Origin of the sequence: Chromobacterium sphagni, assembly GCF_001855575.1 — a bacterium.
In the GTDB taxonomy this organism is placed as follows: Bacteria; Pseudomonadota; Gammaproteobacteria; order Burkholderiales; family Chromobacteriaceae; genus Chromobacterium; species Chromobacterium sphagni.
Genome location: NZ_MKCS01000003.1, coordinates 292,515 through 310,247, shown reverse-complemented (window position 1 = coordinate 310,247; position 17,733 = coordinate 292,515). Strand labels below are relative to the sequence as shown.

Here is a 17,733-nt window from a genome sequence, read left to right as displayed (position 1 = left end):
GACAACCGCGCCTGCCGCGTTGCGGATGGGCACCACCACTTCGGAGCGCGCGCTGGACGAGCAGGCGATATGGCCGGGGAAGGCGTCGACGTCGGCGACCACCAGCGTGCGGCTCTGCTCCCATGCGCTGCCGCATACTCCGCGGCCACGGGGGATGCGGGTGCAGGCGATCGGGCCTTGGAACGGACCCAGCACCAGTTGTTCGCCCTTCACCAGATAGAAGCCGGTCCACAGCCAGCCGAAGGTCATGGCCAGCGCCGAGGACAGGTTGGCCAGCGCGGCGACAAGGTCGGTTTCGCCTGCGATCAGCGCGTGAGCCTGCGGCAGCAGCGCTTGGTATTTCTCTTCCTTGTTATCGCCTTCAATGATCAGATTTTCTGCCATGGGTATTGCTTGTGAGTTGGGTCGGACGTGACAGCATACACGGCTTTGGCAAAAAGAAAACGCCACCGCGCAGCGGTGGCGTTCTGCTCAGGGAGCCTGGATCACATCATGTGCTGGCCGCCATTCATGGCGATATTGCTGCCGGTGATGAAGCCGGCGTTTTCCGAGCACAGGAAGCCTACCAGCGCGGCGATCTCTTCCGGCTTGCCCAGGCGGCCAACCGGGATCTGGGCGACGATCTTGCTGCGCACGTCTTCCGGCACCGCCATCACCATCTCGGTGGCGATATAGCCGGGAGAGATGGTGTTGACCGTCACCCCTTTCTTCGCCACTTCCTGCGCCAGAGCCATGGTGAAACCATGCATGCCGGCCTTGGCGGCGGAGTAGTTGGTCTGGCCGAACTGGCCCTTCTGGCCATTGATCGACGAGATGTTGACGATGCGGCCGAAGCCGGCTTCCATCATGGTGTCCAGCACTGGCTTGGTCATGTTGAACACCGAATCCAGATTGGTGCGTATCACCGCATCCCAGTCATCCTTGCTCTGCTTCTTGAAGCTGGCGTCGCGGGTGATGCCCGCGTTGTTGACCAGAATGCTGATCGGGCCGATATCCTTGGCTATGCGGGCGGCGATGTCCTGGCAGGCGGCAAAATCGGTGACGTCGCACAGGTAGCTGTGGATGTCGCTGAAACCCAGCCCTTTCATGTCGGCATGCCAGGCCTGCTCGCGGCCGGGTTTGCTATAGGTGGTCACAACGACATGGCCGGCTTCGGCCAATGCCTTGCAGATGGCGGTTCCAATACCGCCCATGCCTCCAGTGACTAGCGCAATCCTTTTGGTCATGATGCTGGCTCCTCTGTTGGTGTTTGTGCTTATGCTTTCGTAATGCTTGTTCCCTTTTGTTACAGCATATGTAGGCAGCCATGGAAAGTAAATAAAGAGTATGTGCTCTTTTATTTACAATCTAGCCGGTGCGAGTTCTTGTGTCAGCCTCTGCAGCAAGTCCAAGCGGTATGGGGCTATGGCGCCTTCTTTTGCTGCCGCCATGATCGCACAATTCGGCTCTACGCGATGGGTGCAGTTGTGGAAACGACACTGGCCAATGTACGGGCGCATATCTGGAAAATAGTGGATCAAATCAGGTGCTTGCAAGTGTTTCAAGCCAAATTCCTGCAAGCCCGGCGAATCGATCAGGTGACTGTTTTCGTTCAGATGGTATAGCGCGGCGTGGGTGGTGGTATGGCGGCCGGAATCCAGCGCGATGGAAATGTCGCCGATGCGCGCGTTGGCGTCCGGCAGCAGGGCGTTGGTCAGGGTGGACTTGCCCATGCCGGACTGGCCTACCAGCACGCTGGTATGTCCTTGCAGCAAGGGCAGCAGCGGAGAGAAGTCCTGCTTGGCCGACAGTGTAACCAGTTGGTAACCCAGCTTTACATAGAGTTGCAATCTGGCAAGCAGCACCGAGGTTTCCGGCAGGTCGGACTTGTTGACCACGATGACCGGATCGATGTCTCCCGCCTCGGCAGCGATCAGGCAGCGGCCAAGCAGTTCCTCGTTGGGGCTGGGCACGGCGGCGATGACGAACAGAATGCGGCTGACGTTGGCGGCAATCACCTTGGCTTTCCAGTCGTCCTGGCGGTATAGCAGGCTGCGGCGCTCCTGCGAGCGCTCTATGACCGCCTGTTCCTGGTTCTGGATCAGGATGTCGACGAAATCGCCGCAGGCGTAATCGACGCGTTTGCCGCGGGTGGTGCAGTCGTAGGTGCGGCCATTGGTTTCGACGATGAAACGGCGGCCGTGGCTGCGTATGATTTGTCCGGTACTGGCTGTCATGGGCGGCTGATCAGGGCTTCGGTCTTGGCTGCGCAGATGAAGTCGTTGAGGGTGAGGCCGCCGGCGTCGTGGGTGCTGAAGTTCACCACCGCGCGGTTGTAGTGCACCGACATATCAGGGTGATGGTCTTCGCGATGGGCGATCCAGGCCAGCGCGTTGACGAAGGCCATGGTGTCGTGGAAATTGGCGAAGCGGAAGGTCTTGTTCAGCTCAATGCCGTCGATCTGCCAGTCGGGCAGGCCGGACAGCAGCTGCTTGACGGTGTTCTCCGCCAGCGGGCTCTGGCCGTGTTGCGGGATGCAGGAGAGTTCCAGCAGGTTCATTGTTGGCTTCCTTTCAGATGTTGGATGCGCAGCGCCGCGGGCGGGTGCGAGTCATAGAAGGTAGAGTGGACGGGGTCAGGCGTCAGCGTGGCGCCGTTGTCGCGATATAGTTTGACAAGCGCGTTGACGAGGTCGTCGGCGCGGGTCTGTGTCGAGGCGAAATCGTCGGCTTCGTATTCGTGCCGGCGCGACATCAGGCTGGACAGCGGCGTCAGCGGAAACGTGAAGGCCGGCATGGCGGTAAGGAACAGGATCAGAGCCATCGCCGTGCTGGGCGCGAAGACGCCGAGGCCGGCATAGAACCAGGGCGCGTGCAGCAATTGGCCCAGCATCCACAGCAGTGCCAGCGACAGGGCGAATGTCAGGACGATGCGTTTGATGATGTGGCGATGCTTGAAATGCCCCAGTTCATGGGCCAGCACGGCTTCGATTTCTGTGTGGCTCAGCTGCGACAGCAGGGTGTCGAAAAAGACGATGCGCTTGGAGGCGCCAAAGCCGGTAAAGTAGGCGTTGCCGTGGCTGGACCGGCGCGAGCCGTCCATCACGAACACGCCCTGGCTCTTGAAGCCGGTCTTTTTCAGCAGCGCCTCGATTCGGAGCTTGAGCTCGGCGTCCTCCAGCGGCTTGAACTTATTGAACAGCGGCGCGATCAGCGTCGGGAACAGCGCCACCATCAGCAACTGGAAGCCAGACCAGACTAGCCATACCCACAGCCACCACTGCGGCCCCGAGATGTCCATCAGCCACAGCACCAGCGCCAGCAGCGGCAGGCCGATCGCCGCGCCCAGGGCGATGCCCTTGATCTGGTCCTGCAAAAACAGGCCGATCGTGGTTTTGTTGAAACCGAAACGGCTTTCTATGCCGAACGTGCCATACAGGCTGAGAGGCAGCGATATCAGGCTGCTGATCACGGCCATGGCGACGATCAGCGCCATGCCGGACAGCAGCGGGCTGGCGAACCATTGCTGGCTGTGGATGGCCAGCCATTGCAGGCCGCCGCCGAAGGTGAAGGCCGCCACCAGCGCGGTGTCCAGCCAGGCGGACAGCAGGCCAAGCCGGGTTTTGGCGATGGTGTAGTCGGCGGCGTGCTGATGCTGCTCCAGCGTGATATTGTCATGGAAGGCGGCGGGGACGGCGGCGCGGTTGCGGCCGATATGGCGGATGTGGCGCCAGCCCAGCCACAGCTTCAGGCTCAGCGTCAGCGCCAGCGCGATGGCGAATAGTAGGGAAAAGGCCTCGGTCATGGGTGGTCCGTGCAGGTATCGGGTTTGCCGCGCGGGCGGCAATGAAGGAAAATGGCAGGATTTTCTAAAGACTGACTAGTATGGCACAAGATACCAATAACCTCATCTGGCTCGACATGGAAATGACGGGCCTGAATCCAGACGCCGATCGCATCATCGAAGTGGCGATGATAGTCACCGACAGCCAGCTGAACGTGGTGGCAGAGTCGCCGGTGCTGGTGATTCATCAGCCGGACGCCATCCTCGACGGGATGGACGACTGGAACAAGAACACCCACGGCAAGAGCGGGCTGATCGAGAAAGTGAAAAACTCCAGCGTCAGCGAGGCCGAGGCCGAGCAGTTGCTGTTGGACTTCATGATGCAGCATGTGCCGGAGCGGGTGACGCCGATGTGCGGCAACACCATCCACCAGGACCGCCGTTTCATGGCGCGCTGGATGCCCAGGCTGGAGGCCTATTTCCATTACCGCAATTTGGACGTCTCCACGCTGAAGGAGCTGTGCAAGCGCTGGAAGCCGGAAGTCGCCAAGGGTGTGGTCAAGCGTGGCAAGCATGAGGCGCTGGCCGACATCTTGGAGTCGATTGAAGAAATGCGCTACTACCGCGAGCATTTTCTCAAGCTTTGAGTCTCGGGCAGGGTTGCTTGGCATAGGGGGCTGGCTTTGAATTGGGCCGGCCCTTTTGTTCACCCGTTCACCATCCCATTGGCAGGAAATATGGTTCCACATCGCCACGCCGACATAAACTCCACTCCGATCTGGGCCAAGTTGCACCAGCATCAGCGCGCAACCCGCCACATGCATATGCGCGAGCTGTTCGATACCGATCCCCAGCGTTTCCAGCGCTTTTCGCTGGAGCTGGATGGGTTGCTGCTGGACTATTCGAAAAACCGCATCACCGAGCGCACGCTCGAGCTGTTGTTCGATCTGGCCCGGGTCGCGGATCTTGGCGGCTGGATGGAGAGGATGCGCAGCGGCGAACGCATCAATGTCAGCGAGGGCCGCGCGGTGCTGCATACCGCGCTGCGATTGCCGGCCGAGGCGACCTTGCGGCTGGACGGCCAGGATGTGGCGGCGGATGTGCATGGGGTACAGCAAAGGTTGCGCCAGTTCAGCGACAGCGTGCGCGAGGGCGCCTGGCTGGGGTTCGCTGGGCAGCGCATCCGCGACGTGGTCAATCTGGGCATAGGCGGGTCCGATCTGGGACCGCGGGTCGTGACGGAGGGGTTGGCCGCTTACGCTCATCCGGAGTTGAACGTGCATTTCGTCTCCAATGTCGACGGCCAGCATCTGGCGCGCACGCTGGCGAGGCTGGATCCGGCTTCCACCCTGTTCATCATCGCCTCCAAGTCGTTTACGACTCCGGAAACCCTGCTCAACGCCCAGGCTGCCCGCGCCTGGTTTTTGCAGGCTGGGACCGAAGCCGACATCGCGCGCCATTTCGTCGCCGTGTCCACCAATGAGCCGGCGGTGCGGGCCTTCGGCATCGACCCGCAGTTGATGTTCGGCTTCTGGGACTGGGTGGGCGGGCGCTATTCGGTATGGTCCGCCATCGGCCTGCCGGTGGCGATGGCGGTGGGCTACGACAATTTCCGTGCCTTTCTGGATGGCGGCCATGCGATGGACCGGCACTTTTTCGAGGCGCCGTTTCACGCCAACATGCCGGTGCTGATGGCGCTGATAGGCATCTGGTACAACACCTTTTATCAGGCGCATACTCATGCCATCATGCCTTATGATCATGGCTTGCGCAGTTTGCCGGCGCATATCCAGCAGTTGGACATGGAATCCAACGGCAAGCGAGTGGGGCGTTTCGGCGAAATGCTGGATTTCGATACCGGCCCGGTGATCTGGGGCGAGGAGGGCGCCAACAGCCAGCATGCCTTCTTCCAGCTATTGCATCAGGGCACCCGCCTGGTGCCTTGCGACTTCATCCTGCCGCTGAACAGTCATTATCCGATCGCCAATCAGCACGAGGTGCTGGTGGCGAATTGTCTGGCCCAGACCGAAGCGCTGATGCGCGGCAAGGCGGAGGCCGAGGTGATGCAGGAGTTGAGCCACCTGTCCGGCGAGGAGCTGGACATGCTGCTGCCGCAGAAGCTGTTTCCCGGCAATCAACCATCCAACACGCTGGCGCTGGACCGGTTGACGCCCTACAGCATGGGGATGCTGATGGCCTTGTACGAACATAAGGTTTTTGTGCAGGGTGTGATCTGGGGCATCAACTCTTTCGATCAATGGGGCGTCGAGTACGGCAAGCAGCTGGCCCGGCGCATTCTGCCCGAGTTGTCCGGCGCGGTCGGCGAGCTGTCGCATGACAGCTCCACCAACGGGCTGATCCGACATTTCAGAGAGCGTCATGGCAAATAGCAAACAGTTGGCCGCCGATCTGGGAGCGATATTGCTCGGGCGCGGCGAGAGCGTGGCCACGGCCGAATCGTGCACCGGCGGGTTGATCGCCGCGGCGCTGACCGACATTCCCGGCAGCTCGGCCTGGTTCAGCCACGGCATCGTCAGTTACGGCAATCAGGCCAAGCAGCAATTGCTTGGCGTGCAGGCCTCGTCATTGATAGACCACGGTGCGGTGAGCGAGATGGTGGTGCGCGAGATGGCGGCGGGGGTGCAGGCGCTGGCCGATGCCGACTGGGCGGTGGCGGTGTCCGGAATCGCCGGGCCGGACGGCGGCTCGCCGGAGAAGCCGGTTGGGTTGGTCTGGCTGGCGATAGCCCATCCGGGCGGACAGGTTGAGGCCTGGCATTGCCATTTCTCCGGTGATCGCGAAGCGGTCAGGCTAAAGACCGTGCAGGAAGCGTTGACGCAGTTGATGCAGCGCATCCATGGCCATGTCCAGGCGGTTTGAGCGCCGATATGGCGCGGCTGTCAGCTGTCCTCGTCGGGTTTGATGCCTTTGCGCGCTCTGGGGTGGGCGTTGTCGTAGACTTTGGCCAGGTGCTGGAAGTCCAGCGCGGTGTAGATCTGGGTGCTGGACAGGTTGGCGTGGCCCAGCAGTTCCTGCACCGCGCGCAGGTCGCCCGACGACTGCAGCATGTGCGAGGCGAATGAGTGGCGCAGCATGTGCGGATGCACGTGCTGGCTGGCACCGGTGCGAATCGCCCAGCCGCGCAGCCGATTCTCGATCTGCCGCCCTCCCAGGCGGCGGCCGTGCCTGGCGATGAACAGCGCGGTCTCTCCGCTCTCGGCTTCTCTGTGCTCCAGCCATGTCTTCAAGCAGGCTATGGCCTGGGCGCCGATCGGCGCCAGCCGCATCTTGTTGCCTTTGCCGTGGATGCGCAGCAGCTGGTCGGCGAAATCCACATCGTCCAGATTCAGCGCCACCGCTTCGGACAGGCGCAAGCCGCAGCTGTAGATCAATTCGAAGATGGCGCGGTCGCGCACTTCAAGAGCGTCGCTGCCTTCGATGCGGTCCAGCAGCGCCGCGGTGCTGTCCACGGGAAGCGCCTTGGGCAGCAACTTGTCGCGTTTGGGCGCGCGCAGGCCGGAGGCGGGATTGTCGTCGCGCAGGCCGTTTTTTTGCAGCCAGTCGAAGAACCGGCGCCAGGACGAAAGCCGGCGCGCCAGCGTGCGGCCGCCCAGGCCCTGGGCGTGCAGCTTGGCCAGTGCCCGGCGCAGCTCGTTGGCGTCGGCGGCATGCAGGGGCGCGGGCTGCAGGATGGCCGCCAGCAGCGCCAGGTCAGCCTGGTAGGCGGCCATGGTGTGGCTGCTGCGACCCGCGAGCGCAAGGTGGTCGGCAAAGCGGCTGATCAGCGTGTCCATGTCAGTTGCGGCGGCGGGTCATCTGCATCAGCCGTTCAAACAGATGCAGGTCCTGTTCGTTTTTCAGCAGGGCGCCGGCCAGCGGCGGCGGGGTGTTGCGGGAGTGGGCGCTTTCCAGTTCGTCGGCGCTGATGTTTTCGCCGCTCAGCAGCTTCAGCCAGTCCAGCAGCTCGGAGGTGGTCGGTTTTTTCTTCAGGCCGGGCAGCTCGCGGATGGAGAAGAAGACTTCCAGCGCTTGTTTGACCAGCTGTTGCCGGATGTCCGGGAAATGCACGTCGATGATCGACTGCATGGTGTCGGCGTCCGGGAAGCGGATGTAGTGGAAGAAGCAGCGGCGCAGGAAGGCGTCGGGAAGCTCCTTCTCGTTGTTGGAGGTGATGATAATGATGGGCCGCTGGCGGGCGCGGACGAATTGCTGGGTCTCGTGGACGAAGAATTCCATCTGATCCAGCTCGCGCAGCAGGTCGTTGGGGAATTCGATATCGGCCTTGTCGATTTCGTCGATCAGCAGCACCGGCGCCTGTTCGGCGTCGAACGCCTGCCACAGCTTGCCCTTGACGATGTAGTTGGCGATGTCGTGCACCTTGGCATCGCCCAGCTGCGAGTCGCGCAGCCGCGATACGGCGTCGTATTCGTACAGGCCATGCTGGGCCTTGGTGGTGGATTTGATCGGCCAGACGATCAGCTCCCGGCCTAGGCTGGCGGCCACTTCTTCTGCCAGCATGGTCTTGCCGGTGCCGGGCTCGCCCTTGATCAGCAGCGGGCGTTGCAGGGTGATGGAGGCGTTGACGGCCATCATCAGGTCGTCGGTGGCGATATAGCGTTCGGTGCCGGTGAAGCGCGTGTTCATTGTCGGTTTCAATATTGGGATGGTGGAATGCAAAAACAGCCGCGGGTCGGTGCCCCGCGACTGCTTCCGTTTTGGGAGAGGTCAGCGGGCGAATTCGCGCTCGAGATCGTCCAGGGTGATGTTCCAGCTTTTCATCATGTAGCTGAGCAGCGCCATTTCGCTGTCGCTGATGGTGCCGTCTGACTTGCTGATGTCCATTGCCAGCACGCAGGCCAGGATGCGTTTGCGGTGGTCGCTCACTTCGGACAGCAGATTGTCTATTCTTTCCCGGTCCAGCAGACGGATCGAGCCATCGTCGCCGGCCTCGTCGGATACGTCGTCGCAGAAGTCGCGCAATACCTGGGCGAATTGTTTGCGCGGCAGGTTGATCAGATGGTAGACGTGCAGTTTTTCCAGCAGCTCAAGCTCGCGCGGATCCATGTTGCCATCGGTAATCATGAACATGGCCAGGAGTCTGGCCAGCGCCTCTGGGCTGTTGGGCGGGTAGTTTCTCATGGCGCCATTCCTTTTTGCTATTGACTAAGCTTCCCGGAAAACGCTTCCGGCATTGGGGCGATTTTGCGCGTCCGGTAGTCGAAAAAGACGATACCTGTTTTCAATCTTGCCACTTCTTTGCCGGTGTTGTCATCGACTGCTTGATAAATAAGATCCAGCCCATAGCGGTTGAGGGCGGCGATGCCGATGCCGAAACGCAGCAGGTCGCCGTGAAACGCCTCGGCATGATAGCAGGCGGCCATGTCGGCAATGACGATGCCCAGTCCGTCCACCGTCAGTTCGCTGGCGTATCCCAGATGTTTGAACAGGCGCAGCCTGGCTTCGTGCGCCAGCCTCAACAGTGCGTCGTTGGCCAGGTGCTGGGCGTAATTGATGTCGCCGATGCGGATGTCCAGGCGGGTTTCAAAAATGAAGCGGTCGGGCAGGTCGAGCGTTAGGCGCGCCATGGCTTGATGGTGTCCGCAGTGTGGAGGATATGGCCTTTATGTCAAGGAAGCTAATCTGTGTCAAACGCTAGGGGGGAGGGTTTGGTAGACTAAGGATGTAGGCCAGACTCGTAGAGGAGCTTAACGTCATGTACCAGAGAATTTTCGTGCCGGTGGACGACAGCGACACTTCCAATATGGCGCTGAACGAAGCGTGCAAGTTGGCCAAGGTGTTCGCATCGTCGGTCAGGCTGGTCCACGTGGTGGATCTGGCGCAGTTCGGCTGGGGAGGGACCGAGTTTCTGGACGCCACCGAATTGCAGAAGTCTATCAAGCAGGCCGGCGAACAGGTGCTGGGGTTGGCCGGCGAGCGCGCCAAGGCTATGGGCGTGGAGCCGGAGTGCCGGATACTTGAGAGCTGGGGCGACAAGATCGCCGCGGTCCTTGCCGACGATGCCAGCGCCTGGGGGGCCGATCTGGTGGTGATGGGAACCCATGGCCTGGGCGGGTTGATGCATCTGCTGATGGGTAGCGTGGCGGAGGGGCTGCTGAAGGTGGCGGATATGCCGGTGCTGTTGATTCGGAACCCGGGCGATTAACCCGCCGCCATATGGTGGGGCTTGTCGGCGGTTCGGCTTTGCTTGCGTGCAGCGGGTGATTGTTCGACATTCGGGATGTAAAAAAGCCAGCTCGGCGTTTGCCGGGCTGGCTTTTTTCGGGCTGACGTCAGCCTGCGGTGGCTTCCGCGCCGCCTTCTTGAGCCTCGATCTTGGTACGAACCGCTTTGCGCAGGCTCTTGTACAGATCGGGGTGGGTCTCCTTCAGGTATTCGACGATCTCGAAGTCTTCGCGGCGCACCTTGGACAAGTCGATCTGCTCGACATGTACCAGGCGAAGCAGCTCGCGTACCGGTTTGGGCATGTTGCGGCCGCTTTCGTAGCGGGAGCCGCCGGACTGGGTCACGCCGATGCGGCTCCAGAATTCTTGTTGGTTCAGGCCTAGCTTGCGGCGGATTTCCCGAGGGTTCGGGATTTTTTCAAACAGTTTCATGAGTGTTCCTCTCGTATCTGAAACAAAGGTTCTAATATTTTTTTAGGACTTCGCCCTGCTTATTAAAAATAGCAAAAAAAATTCAACAGGAATATTTATGATGCAGGGAAAATAGTGAAGTTCCATTAATTTGAAAATTCAGCTTTGCTAATGTTAGCGGAATCTTATCATCAAGGACAATGGGATTTGATGGCGACGTCGTAATTTGGCTGAAAAAGTGTCGCAATTTTGCAATTGAACTTGATGAATCTTTAAAGAGGGGAGGGGTGGCGAGCCTGACCCCCGGCACTTGCACTAAATAACTGTGGCTGCTTCCTTCCGGACCTGACCAGGTTCGCTATCGTGCAATGCGGGGAGGCCCGCCATAGAGAGAACGGATTGTATCCAATGCTGTGCTATTTGCCAAGCATTTTTTATGCGGCCACAGCTACACCCGCGGGGGGAGGGAGGATTCGCAAGGGCCTGTCCTATTGCCTGCCGGCAGCGCTGGGTGCAGACTCTGGCATAGACCTTTTCTTACGCAGGATTGCCCATGTCTACCGATGCAACCGGGTTGCTGTCCAAACTGATCCGCTTCGATACCACCAGCCGTTATTCCAATCTGCAATTAATAGAGTGGGTGCGCGACTATCTGGCCGGTTTCGGCCTGACAAGCCGATTGACCTACAATGATGATGGCAGCAAGGCCAATCTGTTTGCGCGCATCGGCCCGGACGATATGCCGCTGATCGTGTTGTCAGGTCATACCGATGTGGTTCCCATTGATGGGCAGGTTTGGCATTACCCCCCATTCGAATTGACAGATGGCGGCGACGGGCGCCTGTATGGGCGCGGCAGCGCCGACATGAAGGGCTTCATCGCCTGCGTGCTGGCCCAGGTGCCGCATTTCGCCAAGCTGGCCACTGACGGGAAGCTGACGCAAGGCATAGGCATTGCCTTGTCTTACGATGAGGAGGTGGGCTGCCTAGGCGTGGGGCGCATGATAGATGCGCTGGTGGAGGATGGCGTGCAGGTCGCCGGCTGCCTGGTAGGCGAGCCGACATCCATGCGGCCGGTCATCGCCCACAAGGGCATCGCCCATTACCGTTGCCGGGTAAAGGGCAAGGCGGCGCACTCTTCCCTGACTCCGCAGGGCGTCAACGCTATCGAGTTCGCGGCCAGATTGATCACCCACATCCGCAAGCTGGCCGACGCCGAGGCGGCCTTTGGCCATCGGCAGCCGCTTTACGACGTGCCGTTCACCACGATGCAAACCGGACTGGTGCATGGCGGCGTAGCCTGCAACATCGTTCCGGCGGATTGCGAGTTCATGTTCGAATGCCGTTGGCTGCCGGGCGACGATCCTCAGCGCCTGGTGTCGTCGGTGGCGGATTACGCCGCGACCCTGGTGCAGGAAATGAAGGCGGTGTCGGACGAGACTGGCATCGATATCGAGCCGGCGGTGTACAGTCCCGCGTTCGAATCCGACCCGGCCTCTTCGATCAGGCAGTATGTCGCCAGCCTGTGCGGTTGCGAGGGCGGGGCGGGCGTGGCCTATACCACCGAGGCAGGGTTGTTCAGTCAGGCCGGCATGCCGTGCGTGGTTCTGGGGCCAGGGTCGATCGAGCAGGCGCATAGGCCGGACGAGTTCATCGAAGTGGCTCAGTTGCAGGCCTGCTATGATTGGTTGGGCAGGCTGGCGGATGAGTTGACCCAGGCCAGGTAGTTGTAAAAATTGTTTTGCACACATACACAATAGGCTTCACAATCCACGCCCTGTAGCATCGAAGGTCAAGTGAGCCCGCCCGGACGACCTCCGCGCGGGCTTGTTTTATTTGTGGTAGAGAGAACAACAATGAGTTTGGACAAAGCTAAATCGGGTGGAGAGATCAAGCTGAGGGATGGATTCACTTCCAGCTTCGGCGTGTTGGCGGCGACGCTGGGGTCGGCTGTCGGCTTGGGCAATATCTGGAAGTTTCCTTATCTGACGGGCACCAATGGCGGCGCGGGCTTCCTGGTGGTGTATGTGCTGGCCACGCTGATGGTGGGGCTGCCGGTGATGATTTCCGAGATCATGCTGGGCCGCAAGGCCAAGCGCGATGCGGTGACCACGCTGGCCAAACTGGCGCCTGCCGGGCAGCCGTGGTGGCTGATCGGGGCTTTCGGCGTATTCGCCGCCTTCCTGATCATGGCGTTCTATTCTGAAGTGTCGGCATGGGTATTCGCCTACATCTTCAAGGCGATTGCCGGCGACATCCTGTCCAGCGATCCCAAGGTGACATCCGGCGCGTTCACCGCGCTGATCACCGATCCGGTGCAGTCGCTGTTGTGGCAATGGCTGGTGCTGGCGCTGATCGGCGGCATCCTGCTGCTGGGCGTGTCCAAGGGTATCGAGGCCGTCACCAAGAAGCTGATGCCGCTGTTGTTCGTGTTGCTGGTGGTGATAGGCGTGCGCAGCATGATGCTGCCAGGTGCGAGCCAAGGACTGGCGTTCCTGTTCACGCCGGATTTCTCCAAGATTACCGCCGGCGTGGTGCTGACCGCGGTGGGCCTGGCCTTCTTCAAGCTGTCCATCGGCATGGGCACCATGATCACCTACGGCAGCTATTTCCGCGACGATCAGAACATTCCGCTGACCACCTTCCGTGTGATGTGTGCCGATCTGTTCGTGTCCCTGCTTGCCGGCATCGCCATCTTTCCTGCGGTGTTCGCTTTCGGCTTCCAACCGGCGGCCGGGCCGTCGCTGTTGTTCATCACCATTCCCGCCGTGTTCGCCAGCATGCCGCTGGGCCATCTGTTCATGGTGGTGTTCTTCGTTCTGGCCGCCATCGCGGCCACCGGCGCGATGCTGTCTATCCTTGAGGTGCCGGTTTCGGTGCTGAGCGAGCGTTTCAGCATCAGCCGCGTCAAGTCCACCATCATCAATCTGCTGCTGTTGGCGGTGGTGGGGGCGGGATGCGCGTTGTCCAACAGCCTGACCGCCGATATCAAGCTGCATGGCATGACCATGTTCGACCTGTTCGACTTCGTCACGTCCAATGTGCTGATGCCGCTGGGCGGGATTTGCCTGTGCCTGTTCACTGGCTGGGTCTGGGGCTATGGCCGTTTCCGCGAGGCCTTGAGCAACGGCGGCGCGCTGAAGAGCGACGGGTTGTTGAAGGCATTGTTCTTCGTGGTGCGTTTCGTCTCGCCGGTGTTGATCTTGGTGGTGATGCTGAAAGGTTTGAAAGTCATCTGATGTCGCGATGCGCCAAGCCGGGCCGATTGGTCCGGCCTGGCGCCGTCAGGAGGGCGTGCTGTCCTCGTCGCCGCTGATGACGGGGGGCGGCGTGAAGCCGTTGATGTCGCGGGCGCTTTTTTCCAGCAGCAGGACGATGGCGGTATTGGCCGCGCCGAACAGCCAGCTGACCAGAAGGAATACCGAGTAGGCGGTGAGCTTGTCGTGAAACAGGCTGTTGCCGTGCAAGGTCAGTTCGGCTGGATCGAAAATCGAGTAAAACACGGTGGTGGCGATCACCGCGATGATGAAGGACGGCCAGAACAGCAGGATTCCCTTTTTCATGAAAAACCTCCGGTTGTCGGCGAGAGCGCCGCGGGGTGGATTGGCCGGCAGGGCGGCGATACTTCTGCTTATGTCATTGGACCGGGTTTGTCGACATTGGTGCGCCGCATACTGCCTGCGCGGACAGTGCGCCCCGGTCTGGGGAATGGCCTGGCATCATGTTAGACTGTTGTTCGACAGCGAACGAATTCGCGTTCGAATGGCAACAAGCAATACTGGATTTTCTAGGGTCGGCCGTGATGGCCGGCTCATCTGCAAAGCAATGGAGCCTGGTATGACCTCTTCGATCTTCGCCGGTGTGGCACTGGCGCCGCGTGACCCCATCCTTGGTCTTAATGAAGCATTCAATGCGGATGCCCGCAACACCAAGGTCAATCTTGGCGTGGGCGTGTATTCCGACGACAATGGCAAGATTCCATTGCTGGGCGCGGTCAGGGCCGCGGAGAAGGCCAGGTTGGAAGCGTTGCCGGCGCGCGGCTATCAGCCTATCGAAGGTCCGGCCGCTTATGATGTCGCGGTGCAGAACCTGTTGTTCGGCCAGGGCAGCGAATTGCTGACTGCTGACCGGGTGGTGACGGCGCAGGCGCTGGGCGGCACCGGCGCCTTGAAGATAGGCGCGGATTTCCTCAAGAGACTGAATCCCGAATCCAAGGTCTATATCAGCGATCCGTCCTGGGAAAACCACCGTGCGTTGTTCGAATCGGCTGGCTTCCAGGTGGAGCATTATCCTTATTACGATGAGGCCAGCCGCGGCGTCGACTTTGTTGCGATGAAGTCCTATCTGGCTGCTCTGGATGCCGGCTCCGTCATCGTGCTGCATGCTTGCTGCCATAACCCTACCGGGGCGGATATCTCCGCCGCCCAGTGGCAAGAGGTAGTGGCGGTTTGCCGCGAGCGCGGCCTGGTGCCGTTCCTGGATATGGCCTACCAGGGCTTTGCCGATGGCATCGATGCCGACGCGCTGGCAGTGCGGCTGTTTGCGGCCTCCGGTTTGCAGTTCCTAGTGGCCAGCTCCTTTTCCAAGAGCTTCTCGCTATACGGTGAGCGAGTGGGCGCGCTGTCCATCGTGACCGACAGCAAGGACGAGTCGGCGCGGGTGCTCTCCCAGTTGAAGCGGGTGATCCGCACCAACTATTCCAATCCGCCCATCCACGGCGCAGCCATTGTGGCGGCGGTGTTGTCCAGCCCGGAGCTGCGCCAGCAGTGGGAGGACGAACTGGCCGGCATGCGCGAACGAATCCGGACCATGCGCGTGGGCCTACTGGCTGCCATCCAGTCGCATGGCGCGAAAACCGACTTCAGCTTCATCACCCGTCAGCGCGGGATGTTTTCCTATACTGGTCTGACGGCGGCCCAAGTGGAGCAACTGCGCAGCGAGTTCGGCATCTATGCGGTGTCCACCGGGCGCATCTGCCTGGCGGCGCTCAATAGCAAGAATGTTGACTATGTGGCGTCGGCAATCGCCAGGGTTATCCAGGATTGACACTGTCCTGATTGCGAAGACAAGGCTCCGGAAATGTTCCGGGGCCTTGTTTTTTGTGGGTATGGGCGCGGGACTCGGCTAGTCGAAATGCAGATTTTTGGAAAATTGCAATTCATTTGACATTTGCTTATTTGGGCTGTGACGTTCATGCAAAATTTGGGGTGGCCAAAAGGACAGTTTTGTTCTAGCGGGGCAAGATTTTTCCGCAATGGCATTGTCTGTGTCGGGAAATATCCTCATGATGCTCGGAGACATCAGCGAATGTCAGGTTGCAAACCGTCGTTTCTCAACGTCGGCGCAATACAAAATAATCCAACAGCTTGTTAGAGGGGAGACCCTCGGGGTAGATGCCATGACTGCGACTTTTCCTGAAGTGCTGGTTCCGCAGGCCATAACTGCGGGTGCTTTCGATGCGGACGATGCCGATGTCCGCAATAATCTAGGGCTGCTGGGCCTGCTGGATGTTTACTCTAGGGACGGGCGCTACCGGCTGACCGTTTCCCTGGAGCCGGTAGACCCTGACAGGCAGCCTACGTTGTGGGCGCTGGAGGTGGAGATGGAAGTCTGCGCCGACGGCAAGGTGGCGCGCCATACCGGACGGCAGCTGGAGTATTCCGGCAGCGCGCCCGGCAGTTATCTGCGCAAGTTGCTCGCCAATGGGGAGCTGCACGGCTATCTGGTGTCGGGAGCCGCCGCTGCGGCTTGAGTGCCGCAAGGGACGATAGAAACAAAAAGCCATTCGTGAGAGTGGCTTTTTTTACGCCTTGATGGGTCAGGCCGCATGCCTTTCATACAGCGAGCGGAAAGCGTGCATGTATTCCGGCTGTACATAAGGCTTGAGCAGCGCCAGCACCTGTAGCACGCCGCGATGGCCAGACTCCTCGGTGATGGGCGCCTTGGGGCGGGAGGTTTGCTCAAAGGCGAACCAGAACTTCACCACCAGCCAGATATTGATGCTGACGCCCTCGATGTCCTCTTCGTCCATCCGCAGCAGGCCCAGACGGATGAATTCGCGAAAATGCTCGCCCAGAATGTTCTTCAGCTCGGTATTGACGAACTGGTGGTACTCCGATTGCATCTGCGGATTGCGTGCCAGCATGCCCGGCAGGTCGTAGAACATGAAGCGGAACTGCCACATCGCCAGGAAGGCGGTATCCAGATAGTTGACCAAGTCGTCCACCGTCATCTTGCGGTCTTCCGGCACCGCCAGACGCTGGTTGATGAACTCCCGGTACATGGTGAAGATCTGGTAGACGATCTCTTCTTTGTTGCGGAAGTGATAGTAGAGGTTGCCGGGGCTGATGCCCAGGTGGGCTGCGATATGGTTGGTGGTGATGCTGCGCTCGCCCTGCTCATTGAACAGTTTGAGGCTTTCCTGAATGATGCGGTCGTAGGTCTTGATTCTGGTTTTGCTCATGATGCACCGGCTGGTAATGACTTCGCATAGCGCAATTGTATACGATGTTTGGAGTTCTAGCTCTATTCTTTACGTCTGGGAGATCGGGTAGCAGTCGGCCAGGAACTGATGCAGGATCACCTGTTCGATGCGTTGCCGCTCCCGGGCGGGGATGGCGATGCGCAAGATCAGCTGGTAGCGCTTCTCATCGACCGGCTGAATGGAAATCCGCGGCTCCACCGAAGGGATGTCGACCAGATAGCGCTTGGCCATGTCCTCCATGTGGCGGCGCGCCACGTCCACATGCGGCAGGCAGGCGCTTTCCGCCGCGCCCATCAGCATCAGCTCGGCTTGCGCGGGCGGCACGCTGTAGGCCAGCGGCACATTGATGATGTGCATCACGTACTCGCCCATGTAGTTTTCCCGGATCACCGGGGTGGACAGCAGCAGGCTGTTGGGGAAGGTTAGCGCCCGGCCAGTCATCTGGTGCGAGCTATGGTTGGGGCCGATTTCCATCACCGTGGTGGACAGCAGGCCGATATCCACTACTCGGCCGCGCACCGTGCCGATCTCGATGTGGTCGCCCAGGCTGTAGCTGTTGGACATCTGCCGCACCACGCCGCCGGACAGGCACATGATCAGCTCCTTGGTGGCCAGGATCAGCGCAGCGGTGAAGGCCAGCATGGAGACGGCCAGCGTTTGCAGCTCATTGGCCCAGATGAAGCCTATGCCGGCCAGGCCGGTGACGAACAACCCGTTACGGGTGTTGATAGACCAGCGACGGCGCGCCTCGACCGGCGCGCTGTTGCTGGCGGCCAGCAGCCGGTCCACCACCACGCGGATGATCAGCAAGGTGAGGATCAGCAGCAGCGAGCGGGTGATTTCGTGCGAGTAGTTTTCCCGCAGGAATGCAAGCAGGTCGAGGAGGGTGCGCATG

The 17,733-nt window shown here is 60.3% G+C and carries 21 protein-coding genes and 1 other RNA gene; 8 read left to right on the top strand and 14 right to left on the bottom strand.

Annotated elements, in window-relative coordinates; all coding sequences use genetic code 11:
- The 5 genes from BI347_RS20410 to BI347_RS20390 all read right to left on the bottom strand — a co-directional run.
- A partial coding sequence (locus tag BI347_RS20410; RefSeq protein ID WP_071116909.1) for a GAF domain-containing protein occupies positions 1-384 on the bottom strand: 384 nt, incomplete at its 3' end.
- Between the two features lie 101 nt (positions 385-485).
- The gene (gene phbB, locus BI347_RS20405) at positions 486-1,226 is read right to left on the bottom strand and encodes an acetoacetyl-CoA reductase (RefSeq protein WP_071114499.1); all 741 of its coding nucleotides are present in this window, start codon (positions 1,224-1,226) and stop codon (positions 486-488) included.
- 114 nt (positions 1,227-1,340) lie between these two features.
- The gene (gene rsgA / locus BI347_RS20400; RefSeq protein ID WP_071114500.1) at positions 1,341-2,216 is read right to left on the bottom strand and encodes a ribosome small subunit-dependent GTPase A; all 876 of its coding nucleotides are present in this window, start codon (positions 2,214-2,216) and stop codon (positions 1,341-1,343) included.
- A complete protein-coding gene (locus BI347_RS20395; protein WP_071116908.1) occupies positions 2,213-2,539 on the bottom strand; it encodes a 4a-hydroxytetrahydrobiopterin dehydratase in 327 nt (108 codons plus the stop codon). The genes rsgA and BI347_RS20395 overlap by 4 nt, the downstream gene beginning before the upstream one ends.
- Entirely contained in the window at positions 2,536-3,783 is a 1,248-nt protein-coding gene (locus BI347_RS20390; RefSeq protein ID WP_071116907.1) for a M48 family metallopeptidase, read from the bottom strand. The genes BI347_RS20395 and BI347_RS20390 overlap by 4 nt, the downstream gene beginning before the upstream one ends.
- Before the next feature lie 80 nt (positions 3,784-3,863).
- Between BI347_RS20390 and orn the strand changes: the two genes are divergently transcribed.
- From orn to BI347_RS20375, 3 genes are all read left to right on the top strand, one after another.
- On the top strand, positions 3,864-4,409 hold the full coding sequence (gene orn / locus BI347_RS20385) for an oligoribonuclease (RefSeq protein WP_071116906.1): 546 nt from the start codon (positions 3,864-3,866) through the stop codon (positions 4,407-4,409).
- 90 nt (positions 4,410-4,499) lie between these two features.
- Positions 4,500-6,152, top strand: coding sequence for a glucose-6-phosphate isomerase (gene pgi, locus BI347_RS20380; RefSeq protein WP_071116905.1), 1,653 nt, complete (start codon positions 4,500-4,502; stop codon positions 6,150-6,152).
- Positions 6,142-6,642 (top strand): CinA family protein, encoded by a 501-nt coding sequence (locus BI347_RS20375; protein ID WP_071116904.1) that lies wholly within the window; start codon positions 6,142-6,144, stop codon positions 6,640-6,642. Before pgi ends, BI347_RS20375 begins: the two co-directional genes overlap by 11 nt.
- 20 nt (positions 6,643-6,662) lie before the next feature.
- Here BI347_RS20375 and xerC read toward each other — a convergent pair whose 3' ends face one another.
- The 4 genes from xerC to BI347_RS20355 form a co-directional block, all read right to left on the bottom strand.
- Positions 6,663-7,556, bottom strand: coding sequence for a tyrosine recombinase XerC (gene xerC, locus BI347_RS20370; RefSeq protein ID WP_071116903.1), 894 nt, complete (start codon positions 7,554-7,556; stop codon positions 6,663-6,665).
- A gap of 1 nt (position 7,557) precedes the next feature.
- The gene (locus BI347_RS20365; RefSeq protein ID WP_071116902.1) at positions 7,558-8,406 is read right to left on the bottom strand and encodes an AAA family ATPase; all 849 of its coding nucleotides are present in this window, start codon (positions 8,404-8,406) and stop codon (positions 7,558-7,560) included.
- 81 nt (positions 8,407-8,487) lie between these two features.
- Positions 8,488-8,901, bottom strand: a complete 414-nt coding sequence (locus BI347_RS20360) for a tellurite resistance TerB family protein (RefSeq protein ID WP_071113499.1) — start codon at positions 8,899-8,901, stop codon at positions 8,488-8,490.
- A gap of 17 nt (positions 8,902-8,918) precedes the next feature.
- Complete coding sequence (locus BI347_RS20355; RefSeq protein ID WP_071113498.1) at positions 8,919-9,347, bottom strand: acyl-CoA thioesterase; 429 nt, start codon at positions 9,345-9,347, stop codon at positions 8,919-8,921.
- Positions 9,348-9,475: 128 nt separating this feature from the next.
- Here BI347_RS20355 and BI347_RS20350 point away from each other — a divergent pair, with 128 nt between their 5' ends.
- A complete protein-coding gene (locus BI347_RS20350; protein WP_071113497.1) occupies positions 9,476-9,925 on the top strand; it encodes a universal stress protein in 450 nt (149 codons plus the stop codon).
- A 127-nt stretch (positions 9,926-10,052) separates the two neighbouring features.
- Here the strand turns inward: BI347_RS20350 and BI347_RS20345 are convergent, their stop codons facing one another.
- Positions 10,053-10,376 (bottom strand): helix-turn-helix domain-containing protein, encoded by a 324-nt coding sequence (locus tag BI347_RS20345; RefSeq protein WP_043577324.1) that lies wholly within the window; start codon positions 10,374-10,376, stop codon positions 10,053-10,055.
- Positions 10,377-10,641: 265 nt separating this feature from the next.
- Positions 10,642-10,740: signal recognition particle sRNA small type (gene ffs / locus BI347_RS20340), an RNA gene on the bottom strand.
- A gap of 168 nt (positions 10,741-10,908) precedes the next feature.
- Here ffs and argE point away from each other — a divergent pair.
- The gene (gene argE / locus BI347_RS20335) at positions 10,909-12,081 is read left to right on the top strand and encodes an acetylornithine deacetylase (protein WP_071116901.1); all 1,173 of its coding nucleotides are present in this window, start codon (positions 10,909-10,911) and stop codon (positions 12,079-12,081) included.
- A 129-nt stretch (positions 12,082-12,210) separates the two neighbouring features.
- The gene (locus BI347_RS20330; protein WP_071116900.1) at positions 12,211-13,593 is read left to right on the top strand and encodes a sodium-dependent transporter; all 1,383 of its coding nucleotides are present in this window, start codon (positions 12,211-12,213) and stop codon (positions 13,591-13,593) included.
- Between the two features lie 45 nt (positions 13,594-13,638).
- Here BI347_RS20330 and BI347_RS20325 read toward each other — a convergent pair whose 3' ends face one another.
- Positions 13,639-13,917, bottom strand: coding sequence for a hypothetical protein (locus BI347_RS20325; RefSeq protein ID WP_071113495.1), 279 nt, complete (start codon positions 13,915-13,917; stop codon positions 13,639-13,641).
- A gap of 274 nt (positions 13,918-14,191) precedes the next feature.
- On the opposite strand from BI347_RS20325, the gene BI347_RS20320 reads away from it, so the two are divergent.
- Together BI347_RS20320 and BI347_RS20315 are read left to right on the top strand one after the other, a co-directional pair.
- Positions 14,192-15,400, top strand: coding sequence for an amino acid aminotransferase (locus BI347_RS20320; RefSeq protein ID WP_071113494.1), 1,209 nt, complete (start codon positions 14,192-14,194; stop codon positions 15,398-15,400).
- A gap of 352 nt (positions 15,401-15,752) precedes the next feature.
- Complete coding sequence (locus tag BI347_RS20315) at positions 15,753-16,106, top strand: hypothetical protein (RefSeq protein WP_139167030.1); 354 nt, start codon at positions 15,753-15,755, stop codon at positions 16,104-16,106.
- Positions 16,107-16,172: 66 nt separating this feature from the next.
- Here BI347_RS20315 and BI347_RS20310 read toward each other — a convergent pair whose 3' ends face one another.
- Together BI347_RS20310 and BI347_RS20305 are read right to left on the bottom strand one after the other, a co-directional pair.
- Positions 16,173-16,817 (bottom strand): TetR/AcrR family transcriptional regulator, encoded by a 645-nt coding sequence (locus BI347_RS20310; protein ID WP_071113492.1) that lies wholly within the window; start codon positions 16,815-16,817, stop codon positions 16,173-16,175.
- Positions 16,818-16,886: 69 nt separating this feature from the next.
- Positions 16,887-17,732 carry a mechanosensitive ion channel family protein gene (locus BI347_RS20305; protein WP_071113491.1) on the bottom strand — a complete coding sequence of 282 codons (846 nt, stop codon included), beginning with the start codon at positions 17,730-17,732 and terminating at the stop codon, positions 16,887-16,889.
- Position 17,733 lies beyond the last annotated feature (1 nt).